General features: G+C 35.1%; 18 protein-coding genes and 1 pseudogene. 1 reads left to right on the top strand and 18 read right to left on the bottom strand.

Going from position 1 to position 21,654, the window contains the following annotated elements; genetic code table 11:
• Positions 1-36: 36 nt before the first annotated feature.
• The 10 genes from LpgJCM5343_RS03705 to LpgJCM5343_RS03660 all read right to left on the bottom strand — a co-directional run bounded on the left by LpgJCM5343_RS03705 (position 37) and on the right by LpgJCM5343_RS03660 (position 11,545).
• Positions 37-1,791 carry an oligopeptide ABC transporter substrate-binding protein gene (locus tag LpgJCM5343_RS03705; protein ID WP_101890604.1) on the bottom strand — a complete coding sequence of 585 codons (1,755 nt, stop codon included), beginning with the start codon at positions 1,789-1,791 and terminating at the stop codon, positions 37-39.
• Between the two features lie 312 nt (positions 1,792-2,103).
• Complete coding sequence (locus LpgJCM5343_RS03700; RefSeq protein ID WP_077959084.1) at positions 2,104-3,018, bottom strand: ABC transporter permease; 915 nt, start codon at positions 3,016-3,018, stop codon at positions 2,104-2,106.
• A 16-nt stretch (positions 3,019-3,034) separates the two neighbouring features.
• Entirely contained in the window at positions 3,035-3,997 is a 963-nt protein-coding gene (gene opp4B, locus LpgJCM5343_RS03695; RefSeq protein ID WP_003649062.1) for an oligopeptide ABC transporter permease, read from the bottom strand.
• 2 nt (positions 3,998-3,999) lie between these two features.
• The gene (locus LpgJCM5343_RS03690) at positions 4,000-4,968 is read right to left on the bottom strand and encodes an ABC transporter ATP-binding protein (RefSeq protein WP_020806936.1); all 969 of its coding nucleotides are present in this window, start codon (positions 4,966-4,968) and stop codon (positions 4,000-4,002) included.
• 6 nt (positions 4,969-4,974) lie between these two features.
• Positions 4,975-5,985, bottom strand: a complete 1,011-nt coding sequence (locus LpgJCM5343_RS03685; RefSeq protein WP_035429753.1) for an ABC transporter ATP-binding protein — start codon at positions 5,983-5,985, stop codon at positions 4,975-4,977.
• Positions 5,986-6,142: 157 nt separating this feature from the next.
• Positions 6,143-6,385, bottom strand: a complete 243-nt coding sequence (acpP, locus tag LpgJCM5343_RS03680) for an acyl carrier protein (protein WP_003647518.1) — start codon at positions 6,383-6,385, stop codon at positions 6,143-6,145.
• A 55-nt stretch (positions 6,386-6,440) separates the two neighbouring features.
• Positions 6,441-7,442, bottom strand: a complete 1,002-nt coding sequence (gene plsX / locus LpgJCM5343_RS03675; protein ID WP_039156969.1) for a phosphate acyltransferase PlsX — start codon at positions 7,440-7,442, stop codon at positions 6,441-6,443.
• A gap of 11 nt (positions 7,443-7,453) precedes the next feature.
• Positions 7,454-9,493, bottom strand: coding sequence for an ATP-dependent DNA helicase RecG (gene recG / locus LpgJCM5343_RS03670; protein ID WP_113576169.1), 2,040 nt, complete (start codon positions 9,491-9,493; stop codon positions 7,454-7,456).
• Positions 9,494-9,496: 3 nt separating this feature from the next.
• Positions 9,497-11,161 carry a DAK2 domain-containing protein gene (locus tag LpgJCM5343_RS03665; RefSeq protein WP_101890602.1) on the bottom strand — a complete coding sequence of 555 codons (1,665 nt, stop codon included), beginning with the start codon at positions 11,159-11,161 and terminating at the stop codon, positions 9,497-9,499.
• 21 nt (positions 11,162-11,182) lie between these two features.
• Positions 11,183-11,545, bottom strand: coding sequence for an Asp23/Gls24 family envelope stress response protein (locus LpgJCM5343_RS03660; protein WP_003647521.1), 363 nt, complete (start codon positions 11,543-11,545; stop codon positions 11,183-11,185).
• Between the two features lie 171 nt (positions 11,546-11,716).
• Here LpgJCM5343_RS03660 and rpmB point away from each other — a divergent pair, with 171 nt between their 5' ends.
• Entirely contained in the window at positions 11,717-11,902 is a 186-nt protein-coding gene (gene rpmB / locus LpgJCM5343_RS03655) for a 50S ribosomal protein L28 (protein ID WP_003647522.1), read from the top strand.
• A gap of 48 nt (positions 11,903-11,950) precedes the next feature.
• Here rpmB and LpgJCM5343_RS03650 read toward each other — a convergent pair whose 3' ends face one another.
• The 8 genes and pseudogenes from LpgJCM5343_RS03650 to priA all read right to left on the bottom strand — a co-directional run bounded on the left by LpgJCM5343_RS03650 (position 11,951) and on the right by priA (position 21,602).
• Complete coding sequence (locus tag LpgJCM5343_RS03650; protein WP_077959089.1) at positions 11,951-12,619, bottom strand: thiamine diphosphokinase; 669 nt, start codon at positions 12,617-12,619, stop codon at positions 11,951-11,953.
• Complete coding sequence (gene rpe / locus LpgJCM5343_RS03645) at positions 12,616-13,266, bottom strand: ribulose-phosphate 3-epimerase (protein WP_003649069.1); 651 nt, start codon at positions 13,264-13,266, stop codon at positions 12,616-12,618. Before rpe ends, LpgJCM5343_RS03650 begins: the two co-directional genes overlap by 4 nt.
• 8 nt (positions 13,267-13,274) lie before the next feature.
• On the bottom strand, positions 13,275-14,168 hold the full coding sequence (gene rsgA / locus LpgJCM5343_RS03640) for a ribosome small subunit-dependent GTPase A (protein ID WP_020806943.1): 894 nt from the start codon (positions 14,166-14,168) through the stop codon (positions 13,275-13,277).
• The gene (gene pknB, locus LpgJCM5343_RS03635) at positions 14,168-16,168 is read right to left on the bottom strand and encodes a Stk1 family PASTA domain-containing Ser/Thr kinase (RefSeq protein WP_101890601.1); all 2,001 of its coding nucleotides are present in this window, start codon (positions 16,166-16,168) and stop codon (positions 14,168-14,170) included. Before pknB ends, rsgA begins: the two co-directional genes overlap by 1 nt.
• A 2-nt stretch (positions 16,169-16,170) precedes the next feature.
• Positions 16,171-16,923, bottom strand: coding sequence for a Stp1/IreP family PP2C-type Ser/Thr phosphatase (locus tag LpgJCM5343_RS03630; protein ID WP_003649072.1), 753 nt, complete (start codon positions 16,921-16,923; stop codon positions 16,171-16,173).
• Positions 16,924-16,929: 6 nt separating this feature from the next.
• Positions 16,930-18,246: a 16S rRNA (cytosine(967)-C(5))-methyltransferase RsmB gene (gene rsmB / locus LpgJCM5343_RS03625; RefSeq protein ID WP_049159495.1), complete on the bottom strand. Its 1,317-nt coding sequence runs from the start codon at positions 18,244-18,246 to the stop codon at positions 16,930-16,932.
• Positions 18,239-19,183, bottom strand: a complete 945-nt coding sequence (gene fmt, locus LpgJCM5343_RS03620; protein WP_101890600.1) for a methionyl-tRNA formyltransferase — start codon at positions 19,181-19,183, stop codon at positions 18,239-18,241. The genes rsmB and fmt overlap by 8 nt, the downstream gene beginning before the upstream one ends.
• A gap of 20 nt (positions 19,184-19,203) precedes the next feature.
• Positions 19,204-21,602: pseudogene (gene priA, locus LpgJCM5343_RS03615) on the bottom strand (primosomal protein N').
• Positions 21,603-21,654: the final 52 nt, after the last annotated feature.

Genomic DNA, 21,654 nt, shown 5'->3' with positions numbered 1-21,654 from the left:
AAATTTGACGACCTTTTGAAAATCTTTTTTAAATTGTTATTTTGCAATTCCAACATTGTACCAAAGACTATTGGCAGCTGAAGGTTTCAATGAGTAACCAGTAATCTTGCTGTTAACAGCATTTACATTGTAACTGTTAGATACTGGAACAACATAAGCTTCATCATTCATGTACTTTTGCCATTCATGGAACTTCTTGACACGGTAGTTTGTGTTAAATGACTTTTCAGAATCCATTTCCTGAAGTAACTTAGTATTCTTAGCAGTTACGAAACGAGTAAAGTTGTAAGGAGCCTTTACACTGTACAAGTCATTTGGTGATGGTTCTGAAGATAATGACCATGCACCCATGAACATATCAACGTCTTTAGAATCATTTTGAACCTTGTCATAGAAGGAATTCATTTCCATCAAACGACCACCAGTTAACTTAACATTCAAGCCTAACTTCTTCCATTGTTGGATGTAGTTTTGAATGATTGGCTCTTGAGTAGAGTTACCAGTCATAGCGGCTAAACGAATAGTTAAAGGTTTGCCATTTGGTTGTACACGATATTTACCCTTCTTCTTGTATCCTGCCTTATCAAGAATTTCATTACCTTTCTTGATATTGTAATCGTAGCCCTTAACATTCTTATCGTAATATTGACCAAATTGTTTTGGAATTAAAGTTGGAATATGGAAAGTTAAGCCATTAGTATAACGTTTTGTTACAGCAGAAACATTCATACCGTAAGCAATAGCTTGACGTAATGCTTTATTATTCATCTTAGCATCCTTATTCATTACGTTTTCGCCTTTAGCTCCGTCCCACTTACCTACTTTAAAGCCTAAGTAATTGTAAGCTAATGGAATATTTGCAATCCAGTTAACGTTATTGGTATTAGCTACGTTTTTCCATTGTGAGTTAACAACACCCGCAATATCATACTTGTGACTCTTAATAGCTTGAGAAGCTGAGTTAGGGTTCAAAACTTGAATAGTAACCTTATCTAATTTTGGCGTACCTCTCCAGTAATATTTATTAGGTACAAAGGTTACGGCCTGACCACGAACTACTTTACTCATCTTATATGGACCAAAGAATAATGGGTTCTTTCTTACTTGATCAGAGGATTGTAACTTATTAAATGGAACATCTTTTAAGTAATGATATGGTGCTGCAGCTTCCCAGAAGTAACCATTACCACTATACTTCATACCAGGTTTCATTTCCTTAAAGTGGAGTACTACAGTTCTACCATTTTCACCATCTGGCATTTCAATACCCGAAATAGTGTTAGATTTTCCATCGTGATATTCACTTAAACCAACAATATTTTGAAGTGATTCAGTATAACGAGAAGATTTTGTTGCTTTATTAGCAATAATTTCATAAGAATATTCAATATCCTTAGCAGTTACTTGCTTGCCATCTGACCACTTTACACCTTTTTTAACGGTGATAGTAGCAGTTTTATTTTTATTATCTAATTTTAAGGTAGCAGGTCCCTTATCATTAATTTGATAAGTATCATTTGTATCAAATAAAGCTTCATTACCAGGAGCCATTGCATCAGAGTCGTTTTGAGTATCTGAAAGTTCATTTAAAAAGACGCCGGTAATTGGAGTATCAGTTTCAAGAGCTACACTTACAGTACCGCCCTTCTTAACGGCCTTCTTAGGAGTAGCTTCTTTAAAACTCTTAGTTGGGTTATCTACTTTTGAATTTGAATTATTACCACATGCTGCCAATGTTAAAGCAACACCAGAAAGTAAAGTTAAACTTCCAAATAGTTTGGCTTTCTTCATAGTTATATTCCTCCATCTATTTGGGACAAGTTGATGATTTAATAGTATCATCATCAAACTCATAAAACAACGCTTTTGCTCAATTAATTTTAATATTTTTTCATTTTAATTTATTCGTTTTAGCCACATATCTTGATATATCAACGTTAAGCAATTACTTTCAGTTCCATAAAAATTTTATTTTTAAAGTCGAAAATTAAGCTTATGCCCATTATTTAAATAAATAAATTAGTATATTAGCTGTACTTTTAGCTATATATCAAAAAAAGCAACTCAATTATGAGTTGCTTTTTAATGTTAATACAATTAAATTTAATTTTCACGTTGACGAGCGTCTCCAGCTCTTTGAAGAGCACGACCAACGTAGTTAATACTCAATGAAATAATTAGCAATAAAAATGTTGCTGGCATCCATAACCATGGACGAGTAGTAACGTTAACTGGGTCGTTAGCAAATCCAATTAAAGTACCAAGTGATGGTGTAGTAGTTGGTAGTCCATATCCCAAGAAAGATAGGGTAGTTTCAATACCAATGTTACCAGCGATCATCAATACGACATCGATAACCAACGCTGAAGTAATGTTTGGCAAAACTTCACGGAAAATAATTGTTAAATTAGATGAACCCGAAGTCTTTGAAGCTAAAACATATTCACGCTCTCTTTGTGAAAGAACAAAGGCACGGAAGTATCGAGCAGTCGATGTCCATCCAAACATAGAAATTAACAATACTAAAGTTCCAGCATTGTAGTTAGGAATAACAGTAGTCAAAACAATGATAATTGGGAACTGAGGCAAAATCTGGATAAAGTCTACGATACGCATAATAACTGCGTCAGTAACTCCACCAAAGTAACCAGAGAATAAACCAACTAAAAGTCCAACACCTTCACAAAGTACAGTAACAGATAGACCAATTAATATAGAGTTACGTCCACCCATCATCAATAACTTCAAGATGTCACGACCACCGTCATCAGTACCGAAGACGTGACCTGATTCACCCCATCCATAATATGCTTCAGCGATATTAATTTCTGTTACTTGACCCTTGTTTAAGAACAATGAGCCAACAAAAGTAAATAGTAAGATAGCAACGATAATACAAAATGAAGCAAATGCTACCTTATCGCGCCAAACCTCGCGAACGATAATCTTAAATCCAGACGGTGGTAGAGAGGTTTTAGCATTTTGATCCTTTTTTGATGTATTTTTATCTTTAGCCATAATTTTCTACTCCTCCCTACTTGATCCGAATTCTTGGGTCAATGATACTCATGATAATATCAGATAATAAGTTACCAATTAAAGTTAACACACCAAATAATAAAATTAGGGCTGTCAAAGTTGTATAGTCACGTTGTCCAATAGAATCTAGGAACAACTTACCCATACCAGGGTAACTAAAGACTGATTCAATAACCATTGAACCTGATAATAAACCAGTAATAGTGTTACCGAAGAAAGCAGCGATTGGTAAAAGTGAGTTTCTCAAAATATGTTTATTAAAGACAACATTTTCTGGAACACCCTTACTACGAGCTGTTCTTACGTAATCTTCAACTTTGTTATCAACAATACCAGTTCTTAAATATTGAACAATTGCTGTAGTAGAAATTAAAGCACAAAGAATTGAAGGTAAAATCAAGTGATAGAACCTACTCCAGAAGTAAGCAAAAGTTCCTGGGTTGACATCTGCACTAACGGACCCAGAAATTGGGAACCAACCTAGTGTAAATCCAAATAGCCAGATACCTAAAATGTAGAAAACAAACGGAGGCACAGCATAAGTAATGTAGTTAAATATTTGTACTCCGTGATCTTGCCATTCATCTTGGTGACGGCCTGCTGTAACACCTAATGGAATGGCGATTAAGTAAGTTAAAACAACAGTCATTAAAGACAACCAGAAAGTATTAACTGCACGATCCCAAATCAAAGAAGTAACTGGAACCTTCTGAATATATGATTGACCTAAATCACCATGGAACATATTTCCCAGCCAACGAGTATATTGCACCCAAACTGGATCATTTAAACCATATTCTTGTCTTAATCTTGCAATTTCCTTAGGGTCTGAATTCGGATTAATCATTCCAGTAAATGGGTCACCAGGCATCATTTTAGCCAAAATAAAGACTAGCAAACTCAAGATAAGTAACTGGGGGATCATAATCAGGATTCGACGTAAAACCGTTTTCCACATACCTATTCTCCCTCCTTCAATTCTTGCCTAATCATTTCTTTAGGTAATGCAACGAAATGACGATCGCCAACTTTTTGAAGTGGTAAGACACGACCATCTTTTTCATACCACTTGTCTTGATCTTGCAAGAATTCTTTTTCTACACGTTGACGCTCTTCCTTATGTTGTTCTCTATGTTCAACGTCAACAACAGGAATTGCGGAAAGTAAACGTTTAGTATAAATATGCATTGGATTCTTATAAATTTGATCACGTTTACCAATTTCAACAAAACGTCCACGGTGCATAATCGCAATGTCTTCTGACATGTGCTTTACAACACCTAAATCGTGTGAAATAAAGAGGTAGGCAATGTTATATTCTTGCTGAATATGTTTCATAAAGTTCAAAACCTGAGCTTGAACTGATAAGTCCAAAGCTGATGTTGGTTCATCGGCCACAATAAGCTTTGGGTGAGTAGCAACAGCACGTGCTACACCAATTCTTTGACGTTGCCCACCAGAGAACTCGTGTGGATACTTGTAAATTGCATCACTAGGCATCCCAACGATATCTAAGAGTTCTTGAACTCTCTTTCTTTCTTCATCAGTAGTTAAATTTTCGAAGTTTCTAATTGGCTCAGCAATAATGTCTTCAATACGTTTTCTAGGGTTCAAACTAGACATAGAATCCTGGAAAATCATTTGAACATCTTTGTTATAGTTGAGTCTCTTACGGTTTGAGGCTTTAGTTACATCAACGCCCTTGTATAAAATTTGTCCGCTGGTTACTTTTTCAACTCCGACAATTGCTTTACCAGTTGTTGATTTACCTGAACCTGATTCACCAATTAAGCCGTAAGTTTCTCCTTCTTTGATAGAAAGATTAATTCCATCTACGGCTTTAACATATCCAGTAACTCTATTCCAGAAGCCAGAACGAATTGGATAGTGAACTTTTAAATTTTTTATTTCGATTATTTCATCGGCCATAATTTCCTATCCTTTCTTTTCTTCATCTTGGAAATGGAAGCTTTGCCAGCAAGTACATCTTACAAAATGCCCTGGTTCCACTTCATGAATCTTAGGGTTCTCTTCATGAGCACTAGCTGGAATCCAAGGAATTCTTGCAGCAAATCTGTCACCAGTTCTAGGCATATTAACTAGCGAAGGAACTGTTCCATGAATCACGTGAAGATCTTGGCTTTCATCATCCGTTTGCGGCATTGAATGAAGAAGTGAACGTGTATATGGATGAAGTGGATTCTCAAAAATTGTTTTAACATCAGCTTTTTCAACAATTTGTCCAGCATACATAACTGCCACTTGATCAGCGGTTTCAGCAACAACACCTAAGTCGTGAGTAATCAAAATAATTCCTGAATGTGATTCTTTTTGAATTTCCTTAAGTAAATCCAAAATTTGTGCCTGAATAGTAACATCCAATGCTGTAGTCGGTTCATCAGCAATAATGATTTCTGGTTTACATGCAATTGCGATCGCAATTACGACACGTTGACGCAATCCACCAGATAATTCATGTGGGTACATCTCATACATTTCTTCAGGACGTGGCATACCAACTTGGTTAAAGAGCTCAATTACACGTGCATGACGAGCTTTCTCGTCCATATCAGTATGGTAGTAAAGTGTCTCAGCAACTTGATCTCCAACCTTCATTAATGGATTAAGAGATGCCAATGGATCCTGGAAAATCATTCCAATATTGTTTCCACGAATTTTGTTAAACAATGATTCATTTAAGTTAACTAAGTTTAATTCATTGTACAAGATATCTCCGGTTACTCTCGTATTTTTGTGGTCGTACAAACCAATAATGCTTGAAGCAATTGTACTTTTACCACAACCAGATTCACCAACAACTGCCAAAATTTCATTTCGTTTCAAGGTCAAGTTAATGTCATCAGCGGCATCATAAAACTTACCGTGCAAACGATATGCGGTATGCAAGTGTTCGATATCTAATAAAAGATCACTTTGCTTTTCCAAAGGCCATTCTCCTCTCAAACCTTACGACATTATTAAAAGTCAATTAGATTTTCAATTTAATGTCATTATTATAAACAAAAGATACTGCTATTTCAATAACTTTTATAAAAGTAAATGAAAAATGACAGTATCTTCTGAAATTTCAATGATTAAAATTTTAATTTTGGTGATTCTTAATATACTCTACTGCTTCACCAACAGTTTGTAATTTTTCTGCGTCATCATCTGGAATTTCTGCTCCAAATGTATCTTCAAGATCCATTACTAACTCAACGAAATCAATTGAATCTGCATCTAAATCATTCTGAAAATTTAAATCTTTAGTGATCTTATCACGATCAATACTAAAACGTTCTGAAATCATATCAGCAATTTTGTTAAAAATTTCCTCTTCGGTCATTTCTTTAACCTCCAAAAAAGTTTAGTTTAATTCTAAGGCATTTTTTTATTAAAGTCTAGCGAGATTCACTAAAGTATTTTTTATATTCACCAACTAAATCCTGACTAAGCATCCTATCAATTTGCAACAAAGTGTAGTAAATTGGTCGAATATTAGATCTTCCGTGTGTTTTAACAACAGGCGCATTAACGCCCAATAAAACTGCACCGCCGTATCTTGCTGTATCAAATCTTTTCTTTAAAGCAGTTAATCCTGGTTTAGCCAGCAAGGCGCCAACTTTAGGGCGTAAACCATTATTTAAGAGCGAATCTTTAAGTAAACGTAGAATCACACTAGCAGTTCCCTCAATAGCTTTAAGAGTAGCATTTCCAGTAAAGCCGTCAGTCACAATTACATCAGCCTTACCTTCCATCAAATCATTTCCTTCAACATTACCAATAAAGTTAAGCTTAGTTTCTTTTAAAAGTTTATAAGCTTCTTGATGAAGTGGATCTCCCTTATCATCTTCTGCACCATTGTTTAGTAAAGCAACAGTAGGATTTTGAATATTTCTAATTTTTTGAGCATAGAAGTTAGCCATTTGAGCCCACTGAACTAAGTATTCAGGCTTACTCTGCGCGTTAGCACCAACGTCAATAATATTAAAGCCTTGTTCACTCTTAGCACTAGGCAGCGTTGGCATTAGGGCTGGACGTTCAACGCCCTTAATTCTGCCAATAATAAAAATTCCGCAAGCAAGCAGTGCTCCAGTATTTCCTAATGAAAATAATGCGTCTGCTTTTCCTGCTTTAACATAGTTAGCAGCAACTACCATCGAGGAATCTTTTTTACGTCTAATCGCTCTTACAGGCTCGTCGCTATCGACAATAACCTCACTCGTAGCAATAACTTCAATTCTTTCTTTTTGCTCATCAGGGATCAATTGATTAATTTTCTCTACGTCCCCAAATAAAATAAATTTTGTATCTTTTAGTTTAGGTTTTACCTTTAAAACAGCATCAATAATAGCCTGAGGGGCATTCTCTCCGCCCATCGCATCAATTGCAATTTTTTTCATACTTACTCCGTTTAATTATTATTTAAATCTTTCTTATATTTTAGCACTTCTAGTAAGAATTTATTTTCTGAGCTAGTCAAATTAGGATCAGCTTTAATTAGGGCACGAGCTTCTTTTTGAGCCGTAACCAAAGTATTATAGTCATTTACCACATCTCCAACCTGAAACTGTGGTAAGCCAGACTGTGCTTTACCAAAAACGTCTCCTTCACCTCGCAGCTTCAGATCTTCTTCTGCTAACTTAAAACCATTGCTGGTAGAGGTAATTATATTCATCCGCTTTTTACCGATTTCAGTTTTAGGATCACTCACAAAAACGCAGAAACTTTGCGTCTGTCCACGCCCAATTCGTCCGCGCAACTGATGCAACTGACTTAAACCAAAGCGATCAGCGTTAAAAATTACCATCATATTTGCGTTTGGAACATCGACTCCAACTTCAATCACACTAGTTGTAACAAGGATATCAATCTTGCCAGCAGCAAAGCTGTCCATGATTTCATTCTTTTGGTTGCCTTTCATTTGACCATGAAGCAAAACCACATTTTCATCTTTAAAGTAGTGAGCAAGTCTAGCTTGCAGATCTTCAGCGTTTTTTAAATCACTTTTTTCTGATTCGCTAATCAAAGGAGTTACAACATAAATTTGAAAACCTTTATCAAGCTGTGAACGCATTAATTCAAGAACTTCTTTTAACTTGCTTGATGTTGCCCATGAAGAAACCACTGGCTTACGTCCTTTAGGTAAATGACGAATCTCTGAAACAGCCATATCGCCATATACTGTTAAAGCTAAAGTACGTGGAATCGGCGTTGCTGTCATTGCTAATACGTCTGGAGCAACTCCTTTTTTAATTAATGTATTTCTTTGATTGACACCAAAGCGGTGCTGTTCATCAATAATTACAAGACCGAGATTCTTAAAATGAACATCCTTTTGAATTAAAGCATGTGTTCCAATCACTACATTGATTGTTCCGTCAGCTAATTCGCGATAAATTTCTCTCTTTTCTAATTCCTTAGTATCACCAGTTAATAAGGCGACTCTAACTCCCAAAGGTCTTAATAATTCGTCCACTTTAGTAAAATGCTGCTGAGCCAAAATTTCTGTAGGAACCATCAAGGCTGCCTGAAAACCGGCAGTAATTGCGGCATAAATAGCAAAAACTGCTACAACTGTTTTACCGCTACCAACATCTCCTTGAAGCAGTCTTCTCATTTGTCTTGGAGAATGAAGATCGGCAAAAATTTCATTAACTACTTTTTTTTGATCATCTGATAGTTCAAAAGGAATCGCTTGAATTAATTCTTTCACGGCAGCTAAATCATATCTTTTTTCTACACCAGGCACATCTTCATCCCTTTGAGAAAGAAGCTGAGCTAGTTGCACTTGAAAGAGAAAAAATTCCCTAAAAATAGCACTTCTACGCGCTATTTTGGCTTCATTACCATTTTTAGGATGATGCATTTTTTCTACTAAGGTTTGATCAGAAAGTAGGCGATACTTTTCTCGTAAGACTGCTGGAATTGTTTCCTCAACTTCAGGCAAGACTTCCTCTAGAGCCAGATCAATTAGTTTTTGTAACTTATTTTGCTTCAAATGACGGTTAACAGAATAAATTGGCGCAAAGCCTGAGTCTTTCTTTTCTGCTACTAACTTAAAGCCACTTAGTGATTGTCTAGCCACCTGATACTTACCGTAAACGGCAACTTCCTTACCTGATTCAACCTTATCTTTTAACCAAGGCTGATTAAAAAAATTGACCATGATTATGTCATGATCAATTTTCATTTTAAAGCTGAGTCTTGTTTTTCGATAACCAAATCGGCTAACAAATGGATCTGTTACCACTATTCCCTTTAATAAAACTTTTTGTCCATCTTCGATTTGATCAAGAGGGATTGTCTCTAAGTCATCATATCTAAAAGGAAAATAAAATAGTAAATCATAAATTGTATTGATGCCAAGACCAGCTAAAGCCGTAGCAGTTTTAGCTCCTACGCCTTTTAGCTCAGTTACTGGTTCAAATAACTTACTCTGCTTATTATTCATATTTTATTCCACGGATACCAAGAAGTAGTAAACCGGCTGACCACCATCATGAATTTCAAATTCTAAATCATCGTGGCTTGCTTCAAGTTTTTTAACTACTGCATCAGCTTCTTCTCTAGTAGCATCGCTACCGTACATAATAGTGATAATTTCACTATCTTCATCTAACATCTTTTCAATCATAGATACAGTGGTATCAACTAAATCTGGATTATCAACCTTAATTGTACCGTCAACAATTCCAAGATAATCATCCTTTTTAACTTGGATATCATCGATCTTAGTATCACGAATTGCTTTTGTAACTTCACCAGATTTAACAGTATCTAAATCTTCAGACATTGCTTCAACGTTTTCTTCTACTGAAGCATCAGGATCAAATGAAAGCATAGCGGTTAAACCTTGAGAAATTGTCTTAGTTGGCACAATTCCAACTGGAATATCACTAACTTCAGCAGCTTGTTTAGCTGCCATAATGATATTACCGTTATTTGGCAAAATAATGGCTTTCTTAGCACCTGATTTAGTGATGGCGTCCATAATATCCTTAGTAGATGGATTCATAGTTTGTCCACCAGAAATGATTCTATTTACGCCTTCACTCTTAAAGAGTTCACGAATTCCGTGACCTGAAGCAACTGCAATAACTGCAAAATCAACACTTTCTTCTTGTTCTTCGTTATTTTCTAAGATAGTTTCGTGTTGAATTCGCATATTATCAATCTTAATTTTGCCTAATTGACCAAATTTTTTACCATAAGTAAAGACATCTCCAGGATGCTCCGTATGAACGTGAACTTTAGCAACTTCACCATCAGAAACTGCTAATAATGAATCACCTAAGTTAGAAAGATGCTCCCTGAATTGGTCAAGGTCAAACTTCTCTTTGTTTGGAACATCTGCAGTCAAGTCAACCATTATTTCAGTACAGTAGCCATTCTTAATATCACTCGTTGATAATTGAACTTGCGCAGATTCAGCTTGATGGTGAGCTGCATTAATTAACTCATCCATTTCACCTTCATCAAGTTGATAATCATCATTATCTTTTTCACCAAGTATTCCTTCTAAAAAACCTTGATAAATAAATACGAGTCCTTGACCACCTGAGTCAACTACTCCAACTTGCTTTAAAACTGGCAATAAATCTGGTGTAGTCTTTAAAGCTTTCTTAGCACCGTCAACTACTGCTCTCATTACTTCACTGACATCATCAGTTTCATTAGCCTTGTTTTTACCTTCTTCAGCCGCAACGCGAGCAACAGTTAAGATGGTTCCCTCAACCGGCTTCATAACTGCCTTATAAGCAGTTGAAACACCATTTGCAAAAGCATCTGCTAAGTCTTGTGCAGTTAAGGCCTTTTTACCTTCTGTAGCTTTATAAAAGCCTCTAAAGAGTTGGGAAGTAATAACACCACTGTTACCACGAGCTCCCATTAGCATACCTTTTGATAGACTCTCTGTTAAATCGCCAACAGATTCACTGAGGTTTTCATTAACTGCCTTAGCTCCGCTTTCGATGGTTAAGTTCATATTAGTTCCAGTATCACCATCAGGTACTGGGAAAACATTTAATTTATTTACAAATTCAGCATTTTTGCCCATGCGATGAGTTGCTGCACGAACCATATCTCTGAATTGATCACTATTAATTTCAGTTAAAACCACAATTAGCTCCTCCAGATTGCATTAATCGTCTAAAATCTTTACGCCTTGAACAATCACGTTAACAGATTTTGTTTTAATGCCTAAAAGATTTTCAAGATTGTATTTTACACTATCTTGTACATTGTGACTTACTTCTGAAATTTTTAGACCATAACCCACAATAATATATACATCAACGACTATTTGATTATCATTAGTTTTAATTACTACACCGCGTCGATAATTCTCGCGATTTAAAATAGTGTAAGCTCCATCCCGCAAAGCGTTCTTTGAAGCCATTCCAACTACACCATAGTTAGAAGTTGCTGCGCCACCAACGACAGTAGCGATCACACTATTTGAAATATCAATTAAGCCATACTTTGTTTTAATTTTAACAGCCATCGTATTCCTCCATTAACGAAGAACAATTTTTTCTCAATTTATTTTAACACAGCAAGCTTTTATATCAACAATGTTAGTTTTAAGAAAATGAAAAGACAATATTGCACAAAACTAAAAGCTGTGATAAATTAGATAAGTACTACAACACAAATAAAGGAGGGTTTAGCACAAATGGCAAAAGACATTATTACTGGCCGCAAGACGGTCTTTGGTAACAAGCGTTCAAAGGCTTTGAACTCCGTGCGGCGTTCATGGAAGCCAAACCTTCAAAAAGTTCGCATCCTTGTTGACGGTAAGCCAAAGCGTGTTTGGGTATCTGCTCGCGCTTTGAAATCCGGTAAGGTTAAACGTGCCTAATTAAGAAGTAAAAAAATAAAAGGGATCAAGTATAAAACTTGATCCCTTTTATTTTTTATCTCGGCTATTAATTACAATTAAAACACCAAATTTACAAGAAATTTTTACTGCTTGCTGACGCAAATATTCATTTGAAGAATACATAGTTGGCACTTTCAAATCAACTGGGGCTAAATCATATTTAGCATTTTTAATACTAAAATCTTTCACCTCGGTTAAAGCACCAATCCCTAAATATTTGTAGTCAGAATTATAAGAAATTAAGTGTCTTCCTTTGCCAAAAAAGCGCACAATATTCTGTTTATCAACGAACTTAATTTGCTCTTTAAAACTGGCAAAAGGTGCTTTTAATACAGCGTACATATTAACAAAAAAATGATCTAATCTTCCCCCTGTTGCACCATATACAGTCAAATCATCAACCTTATAGTCAATAAATGCTGCATAATACAACATTTCTGAATCTGTAAAATCTTTAATAGGATTTGAGTAACGCATATCTTTAACTTTACGTTCAACTAATTGTCTTTCATGATTAGTTAATGAGTCATAATCTCCTAATGCAACATCAGGAACTATTCCTAGTTCTAATAAAAAAAGGCTACCCCGGTCACTAGCCATAATTAGGGCGCCCTTTTTTTGTGCTAATTTAATTTTATCTGCTAAATTTTGTGGCCATTCTTCTTTTGGACCGCCTAATAATGCAATTGCTTTCATTTATCTTCTTTTTTCAACTTCATTACTTGGTCTTCAATACTGCCATTTTTAAAAATATACGATCCAGCAACAAAAATCTTAGCTCCAGCATCGCGAGTTAATTTTAAAGTTTCACGATCTATTCCGCCATCTACCTCAATCGGCAAATCTAGATTTTCATTTTTAATCATATCTTGAAGTTCAGTCAAACGATCAACCGATACTTCTTCGAATTTTTGACCACCAAAACCTGGTTTGACAGTCATTAATAGCACTTGATCTAATTTATTTAAAAAAGGCTTTAATTTATTAACTGGCGTCGAAGGATTAATTGCCATTCCGCAACGAACATTATGGTCTTTCAAATAATTTAACCAGTAATCTGGCTTATTTGTGGCTTCATAGTGAAATTCTAAAATATCACACCCAGCTTCAACAAAAAGTGGCAAAGTAGTATCCAAATTATTACTCATTAAATGAATTTCCGCCTTAGTAAAAGGAAATGAGCGTTTAAAATCTTTTACCAATTCTGGTCCATAGGATAAATTAGGAACAAAATGGCCATCCATTATATCAATATGAAACCTTTCAATGCCACTCTCAATGGCTGCTTTAATATCACGGCTTAAATGCATGTTATCTGCATTCAAGATTGATGGTGCTATCATTTCTTCACCTATTTCTTTAAATACTCAGGCATTCTGTTTTCAGAAATTTCCTGTCTAATCTTTAAATAAGAATCATAGCGGCTTTTAGCTATTTTTCCCTCTTCAATTAGTTTCTTAACCTCACAACCAGGCTCTTTTATATGCTGGCATCGTCTAAACTTGCACTTAACGCTTGCATCTTTTAAATCATAAAAATAATTTCCAAGCTCATCAACTTTAATTTTAAATAAGTCAATTGCTGAAAAACCTGGAGTGTCTGCAATAAAACCAGATGCATATTTAAAAAGCTTAACTTGTCTTGTTGTATGCTTACCACGATTTAAAGCTGTTGAAATTGCACCTGTCGCTTGGTTTGCTTCTCTTTCCAGTTTATTTAGCAAAGTTGACTTTCCCGCTCCAGATTGACCTGCTAAAGTCCAGATTTGATCTTTCTGAATCATAGTAGGCAATTGCCGTTCTAATTCTTCTGCATCTTCAAAAACAGAATAGCCAATTTTTTGATAATAATCTAACTTACATTTAATTGCTTTTAATTTTTCATTAGGCGTAATATCAGATTTTGATAAATAAATAACTACTCCCACATTTTTCCAAGCAAAAAAGGTCAGATATCTATCTAGCAATTCAAGTGAAAAATCCGGTTCAACCGCTGAAATGACTAATAATACTCTTGATACATTGGCTACTGCAGGACGTCCAATTTCATTAGTTCGAGGTAATATTTCTATCAAGTAATTCATCCCTTGATCGTCTAATTGAACAACTACTCTATCACCTACTAATGGCTTTTGCTTACGATCTCTAAAAACTCCACGTGCTCTAGTTCTAACTACCTTGTTCTCAATTTCAACGTCGTAATAACCGGAAATAGCGCTAACGATAGTCCCTTGTGCTTTATTCATTATTTATTAACGTCCTCATCTAAAATAGTATTGCCATTTCTTAATATCTTTATATGGCCATTTTTCTTAGTTAATTTAAAAGGAACAGTAAAACTTTGCTCAGAAGTAATATTCATATCACGATAAATATTATTAATCGAATGATCATCATCAGAAACATAAACCTGAATATGATCAGGTGTCTTTTGTGAATTACTTTGACTAGAATCTGCTGGATAATTTATTGTATATGACTTAGTAACCGTGGTAGTCGTAGTAGAGCTGTTTGAACTACTGTTTGAACTACTATTTGCATCTGTCTTTTTAGACTTAGCTACTATAACAGTTAAGGTAGAACCTGAACTTACGTCAGTACCCGATTCTGGCGATTGACGCAAGACAGTACCATCATTCTTATCATCTGAATCTTCTTCTTCAACTTTAAGTGTTAAATGATTCTCACGAGCATAATCTTGAGCGCCCTTTAAAGAATAGCCTACAATATCCCTTAACTTTATTGTATGTCTTCTAGATCGGGTACTACTCGCCGAAGAAGGTCCTTTAGAAACTAATAAAGTTACAGTTGCCTTATCAGGATTAATTTGCTGGCCAGGCTCAACATCTTGAGCATTAACCTGATTCTTAGGGTTGCTAGAATATTCTTCAGTTTTAGCAACCGAAAAGCCTAATTTAACTAACTGTTTCTTAGCAACAGTATATGATTCACCAATCACATTAGGCATTTCGACAAGATGAGGCCCCTTAGAAATAATCAGATTTACCTTTTGTCCATCTTTTATTTGCGAACCAATTGGAGGCTTAGTTCTGATTACCTTTCCTTTAGGTACAGTATCAGAGTACTCATAACTAATTTTTCCAAGTTCTAAACCAGAAGAATTCAAAGAATTTTTAGCTTCTGTCTGCGTCATTTTATTAAGATTAGGAATATCTACCATATCTTTTCTACCAAGAGCAAAAAAGAGAATTACCATAATCACGCAAAATGCAATTAAAGCACCTATCCACCACCACTTATGGCCTTTTAGGTTATCTAGGAAATTCTTTTTTTCTTCTTTTGGCTCTGACTTTTCCTGTGTTTCATGATCTTTATTATGAACGCTTCCTTCTAGCGGAGGAATAACGATAGTTTCATCTGCTGCGGGATCATGTTGGGGCTTATAGACAGGTTCATCCTTACGCTTGGGATCCAAACAAGTATCTAAATCTTTTTTCATATCTAAAACAGACTTATATCGATCTCTCGGATCTTTAGCGGTAGCTTTAAAGACAACATTTTCTAGTGCTTGGGGAATTGACGGATTTTTAGCTCTTAAAGACGGCGTTTTTTCTTGAAAATGTTTCAAGGCAACTGCAACCGCATTTTCTCCCGTAAAAGGAACCGTTCCAGTCAATAATTTATATAAAATGATCCCCAAAGAATAAATATCTGATTGCTTTGTAGCCATACTGCCACGTGCTTGTTCAGGAGACATATAATGTACTGATCCCATAGCAGTATTAGTTTGCGTCATGGTACTTTGATTTAGTGCAATCGCAATACCAAAATCAACAATCTTAATATTACCCTTTTTATCCATTAAAATATTTTGTGGTTTTAGATCGCGATGGATCACATTGTGTTTATGTGCTAAAGCTACAGCACTCAAAATCTGATCCATAATATCAATCACTTTAGGCAAAGGAATTGGATTATTGCGTTGAATGTATTCCTCTAAATCGGAGCCATCAACATAATCCATTACCAAATAATGGCAATCTCCTTCCGTTCCTACATCAAGAATAGAAACAATATGAGGATGACTTAATTCACTAGTTGAAAGTGCTTCTCTTTGAAAGCGTTGAATAGTTTGAGGATCTTTTTGCAAATTAAGCCGTAATACTTTAACAGCGACTTTTCTTTGCAAAATGATATCCTCAGCTAAATAAACATTAGCCATTCCACCTTCGCCTAGAACAGAAATGATTTTATAGCGACCACCAAGTAAATGGCCCTTTTCCATCGCTATTTGTCACCATCCTTTTCTACATAGGCAAGTAAACAAACAGTAATATTATCTCCGCCACCTAAACGATTTGCCTCATTAATCAATTTATTGCAACGTTCTTTTAAACTTAAGTTCTTAGTGGCGAGAATTTGTTGAATTTGAGGATCCGTTAAAGAATTTGTTAGTCCATCTGTACAAAGAAGAAAAATATCACCTGCATGTACTTCAAGTACATCAAATTCTGGATTCACAGTACTTGAAACACCTAATGTTTCAGTAATGATATTTTTTTGAGGATGATTTCTAGCTTGTTGCTCAGTTATTTGTCCCATCTTAACTAATTCATGTACTAAGGAATGATCCTCAGTGATTTGCTTAAACTCATTTCCGCCATACAAATAGCAGCGTGAATCCCCTAAATGAGCAATTAAGATTTTTTCGGTAAAAGCAATTGCCAAAACAACTGTAGTACCCATCCCATTTAAATCAGCAAAACGGTCTGCTGTATTTAAAATAGTTTCATTTTCTAATCGCAATTGTACAGTTAGCCATTTTTGAGCTAGATCAGGATCAGTAAAATCTGTCTTTTCAAAATTGTGACCTAAATGGCTAACGGCCATTGTTGAAGCAACATCGCCGCCCTGATGGCCACCCATTCCGTCACAAACGATCCCCATAATGATATTATTTTGATTTTTAAATACTTTTACGAAGTCCTGATTAGTCTCTCGGACTCTACCAATGCTTGAAGCAAACGCTGTTTTAATCAAAATTATTTACCCTCGTTTTTTTAATTTTGCAATAAAAAATCCATCACTGCCATCTACACTAGGAAAAATTCTTACCATGTTCTGTTTTGGAAGCTTTCCTACCTGAACTGGAACTAAATCAAATTCAGGGTGCAGTTTCAAAAATTGATTAACTACTCCCTCATCTTCTTCAAGGCTAATCGTGCAAGTTGAATAAACCAACTCTCCACTTGGAGCTAAAAGTCCACTAATATTTTCTAAGATAGACAGCTGAATTCTAGCTAAATTTTTAATATCATCTAGTGACTTTTCATATCTAATCTCTGGCTTACGTCTTATTAAACCGAGACCAGAACAAGGAGCATCTACTAAGATTTTATCAAATTGTCCTGCAGTAAAATATTCTTGAGCTTTTCTGGCATCCAAAGCCTTTGTTTTTACTTTATCACTAACATGAAGTCTTTTGGCAGCATTTTTGACAAGCCTTAGTTTATTTTCATGAATATCTAAAGCAATTACGCTACCATTTGTTAATTTTTCTGCAATTTGAACAGTCTTTCCTCCAGGGGCACTACATGCATCTAAAACCTGTTCATTCCCAGTAAAATTAAAAGCATCTACAGCAAGTGAAGCTGCCGCATCTTGAATAGTAATTTTTCCGTCCTTAAACAAGCTGGTTTGTGCTACTCCGCCTTTACTTAGGTTCAAATTATGCCCTGTTAAACAAGATTCTTTAAAATCAAAACCATCTTTTCTCAATGCGGTTTTAATTTCTTCGAACTTTCCTTTCACTGCAGCCATTCTGATTGAGTTAGCTGCTGGTTGATTACTTCGCACCAAAATTTCTTTAGTCTGATCTTCACCAAAATGATCCAATAAATATTCTACCAACCACTTAGGAAAGCTTTCTTTGATACTCAAATAATCAACTAAATTATCAGACGATGGTAAAACTTTTCCTTGGCGCTCTAAAGCACGTAAAATTCCATTAACTAGTTTATAGCTACCACTATTTTTCTTACTAAATTTTTTAGCTAATTTATTTGCTTCATCAAAGATTGCATTTGCTGGTACTTTTTCTAGGAAAAAATATTGGTATGCAGACATTAAAAGTAATGGCATTAAAAATTTATCGCGTAATTTGGTTTTAATCAGCGGTTTTAATTGATATTCTAAAAATATTTTATATTGAATAGTTCCATAAACAATTCTTGTTGCTAAAGCCTTATCAGCTGGCTTTAACTCATGTTTTACTAGTTCATTATTTAAAGCAATATTAGAATAGCTCTTTTGATTAAAAACCTTAATCAAAGTTTCTAAAGCAACTGTTCTCGCATTACTCATCAATTATCTTTTCTCCACTTGTAAAATGACTGCCTTGACCGTTTAAGTAGTCCTTAATATTCATTTTTTTCTTGCCAGTTGGTTGAACTTCAAGTAGTTCTAATTCACTTCCATTAGCCATGCTAATTACAAATCTCTTTTTATTAGTAACTAAAGTTCCAGCAGGAAAACTTGTTTTCTCAGCTAAAGGTTTTGCCTTCCAAATCTTAAATCTCTTGCCATCAAGCATTAAGTATGCGCCTGGATCAGGATTAAGGGCGCGAATCAAATTATTAGCTTGCTCAGCCGTCATTGATAATTTAATTTGCTCTTGTTCTTTAGAAATATTTGGTGAAAAAACTACCTTAGCTTCATTTTGAGGAGTCCGTGTAATTGTTCCATCAATAAATTTTGGCAGGGTTTCTAGCAGTAAATCTCTACCTAAAATACTTAACTTATCAAATAAAGTACCACTGGTATCGTCAGCTTCAATTGGTAAAGCTTTTTGAGAGAAAATATCTCCTGCATCCATTTTCTTAACCATTTCCATTATGGTAATTCCGGTTTCCTTATCTCCATTTAAAACGGAGTACTGAATCGGTGCACCACCACGATATTCTGGCAAGAGTGAGCCATGGACATTAACCGGTGCAATCTTAGCAGACTTCAAAAATTTAGTTGGTAAAAATTGTCCATAAGCTGCAGTTACAATAAAGTCTGGTTCAATCTTCATTAATTCTGCAAGCTCATCTGATCCAGATAACTTAGCTGGCTGATAAACAGGAAGATTATGTTTTAGCGCAGTTTGCTTAACAGCAGATTGATGAACTACTTGCTTACGTCCTACTCGTTTATCAGGCTGAGTAACTACAGCCTTAACATCATATCCTTGATCAATTAAACCTTGCAAAACAACACTACCAAAATTTGGCGTTCCTAAAAAAATAACTGATGACATAGATTCAACTTCCTTCTTAACTACATTATTCTTTCTGGCTCATTATCAATATATATATATTTAAACCACGTTTTTGCGCTAATTGTGCATCATCCTGAATTTGATGAAGCAAATCATGCAATTTAGGCTCATATTTATATTTTACCAAGATTTGGTAATAATATTGATTTTTAATTTTTGCTACGCTACTTGGAGTCGGTCCCAAAATAATTGTTGGAGCATGTAGATGCCTCATCAACTTTCTTTTAATCACAAATGCTTCTTTAGCAGCCGATTGCTCATTTTTTGATGTAATCGTAATTAGTGTGGTATAGAAGAAAGGCGGATAGTTGCCTTGAAATCTAACCTGCATTTCTTTTTGGTAAAAACTCTCATAATCCTGACTTTGTGCTAATTTTATCGCATAATTATCAGGATTATAAGTTTGAATCATTACCCTGCCAGTTTTTTCTGCTCTTCCAGCTCTTCCTGATACTTGCGTTAGCAGATCAAAAGTTTTTTCTGCAGAATTAAAATCTGGTAGTGAGAGGGCAGTATCAGCATTAATTACACCAACTAAAGTTACATTGGGAAAATCCAATCCCTTTGCGATCATCTGTGTCCCTAATAAAATATCAGCTTTATGATCGCCAAAACTATCTAAGATTTTTTTATAACTTCCCTTACGTCTAGTCGTATCAACATCCATTCTTAAAATTTTTGCTTCGGGTAGTAATTTTTCAAGTTCTTCTTGTACTTTTTGTGTTCCAGTACCTAAAAATCTTATTTTTTCACTTTGACACTTTGGACATTTTCTTGGAATCGGTTCTTTATGTCCGCAATAATGACACTGCATCTGTTGGGTATCTTTATGAAGCGTTAATGAAATGTCACAGTTTGGGCATTTTAGGACAAAGCCACAATTGCGACAAAGCATAAAACTAGCGAAACCTCGACGATTAAGAAGTAAAATTACCTGTTCTTTTTTAGCTATTTTTTCTTTGATTGCATCCACTAAAGGAATCGATAAATCAAACTGAGCTCCAGCAAATTCGACTGTTTTTAAATCAATTAAATCAACTTTAGGCAAAGATTTTTGATTAGCGCGTTTAGTTAAAAGCAATAATTCATATCTTCCTTTTTGAGCTCTTGCACGACTTGCCAAAGAAGGCGTAGCACTCCCTAAAACAACTGGACATTTATGAAATTTACTTCTCAATAAAGCAACATCTCTAGCATGATAACGAGGAGTATCATTTTGTTTATAGGAAGATTCATGTTCTTCATCAATTACTATTAAGCCAATATTTTTTAAAGGAGCAAAAATCGCGCTTCTTGCTCCGACTACAACTTGAGCTTCTCCGCGACGAATTCTGCGCCACTCATCATATTTTTCTCCTTCAGATAAGCCACTATGCAAAACTGCAACATTATCTCCAAAACGTTCTTTTACTTGCTTAACCATTTGCGGTGTCAAAGAAATTTCTGGAACTAACATTAAAGCATTTCTTTTCTGCTCAAGTGCGACACTAATTGCATGAAGGTATACTTCTGTCTTACCACTACCAGTAATTCCTTCAAGAAGAAAAGTTTTAGCTTCTTTTTTTTGAATACTTTTTCCAATTGAATTTAAAGCATGAGTTTGTTCTGAATTTAACTTAATTTGATTTTTCTGTTTCCTAGACTCAAAGTCTTTTAACGGATCACGATATATTTCTTGCTCTTTTTTTACAAGCCAGCCCTTTTTTACAGCGGTTCTTAGAACAGAACTTGACACATCCAGCTCAGACACTATTTTTGAACCTAATTTTGGATACTCATGATATTTTTTTACGATATTATCCAATAAAGCTTGCTGCTTTTTAGCGGTTTTTCTTAATCCTTTTAAAATCTCTTGGTATTCTACTTTAGTTTTAGTTAAAAGATAGATTGCAGCCTGTTTTTTCTTGGCTTTGTTTTCAACTAGGTATTCAATCTTAGCCTGATTATTTTTAATTAACTTTCTAATTTCTACAATAGTATTAAGATTTGAAACTTCATTTAAATCAAGTGGCTCACCTTTAAAAATTTTAAGCTTTTTTGCTTCTTCAGTAATTGGAACTAAAATTTTTCGATAATTTGCCCTCATTACCCTTGGCAACATCGACTGCAAGATTGTAATTCGGTAGGCAAAAATTTTATCGGCTAAAGTTTTAGACAAAGCAACTAATTCTGGAGTAAGAGGTGGCAATTCATCAACAACAACAAGTAAATCTTTCAATTTTCCTGAATAAGAAGTTGTTTTACTGATACCAACAACAAAGCCTTGTACTTTTCGCCTCCCAAAGGGAACGACCACTCTCGAGCCAACAGCCACATCAGTTAGTTCTTGAGGAATATGATATTCAAATACGCGATCAGTTTGCTTAGCAGCCACATCTACAATAACTTGTGCAATCATCTAACTTATCACCTACTAAAAAACCTTCATTGCTTAACAATGAAGGAAAAAA

This window comes from Lactobacillus paragasseri (assembly GCF_003584685.1).
In the GTDB taxonomy this organism is placed as follows: domain Bacteria; phylum Bacillota; class Bacilli; order Lactobacillales; family Lactobacillaceae; genus Lactobacillus; species Lactobacillus paragasseri.
The sequence above is the reverse complement of the archived record's forward strand: the minus strand, read 5'-3'. Positions and strand labels throughout refer to the sequence as shown.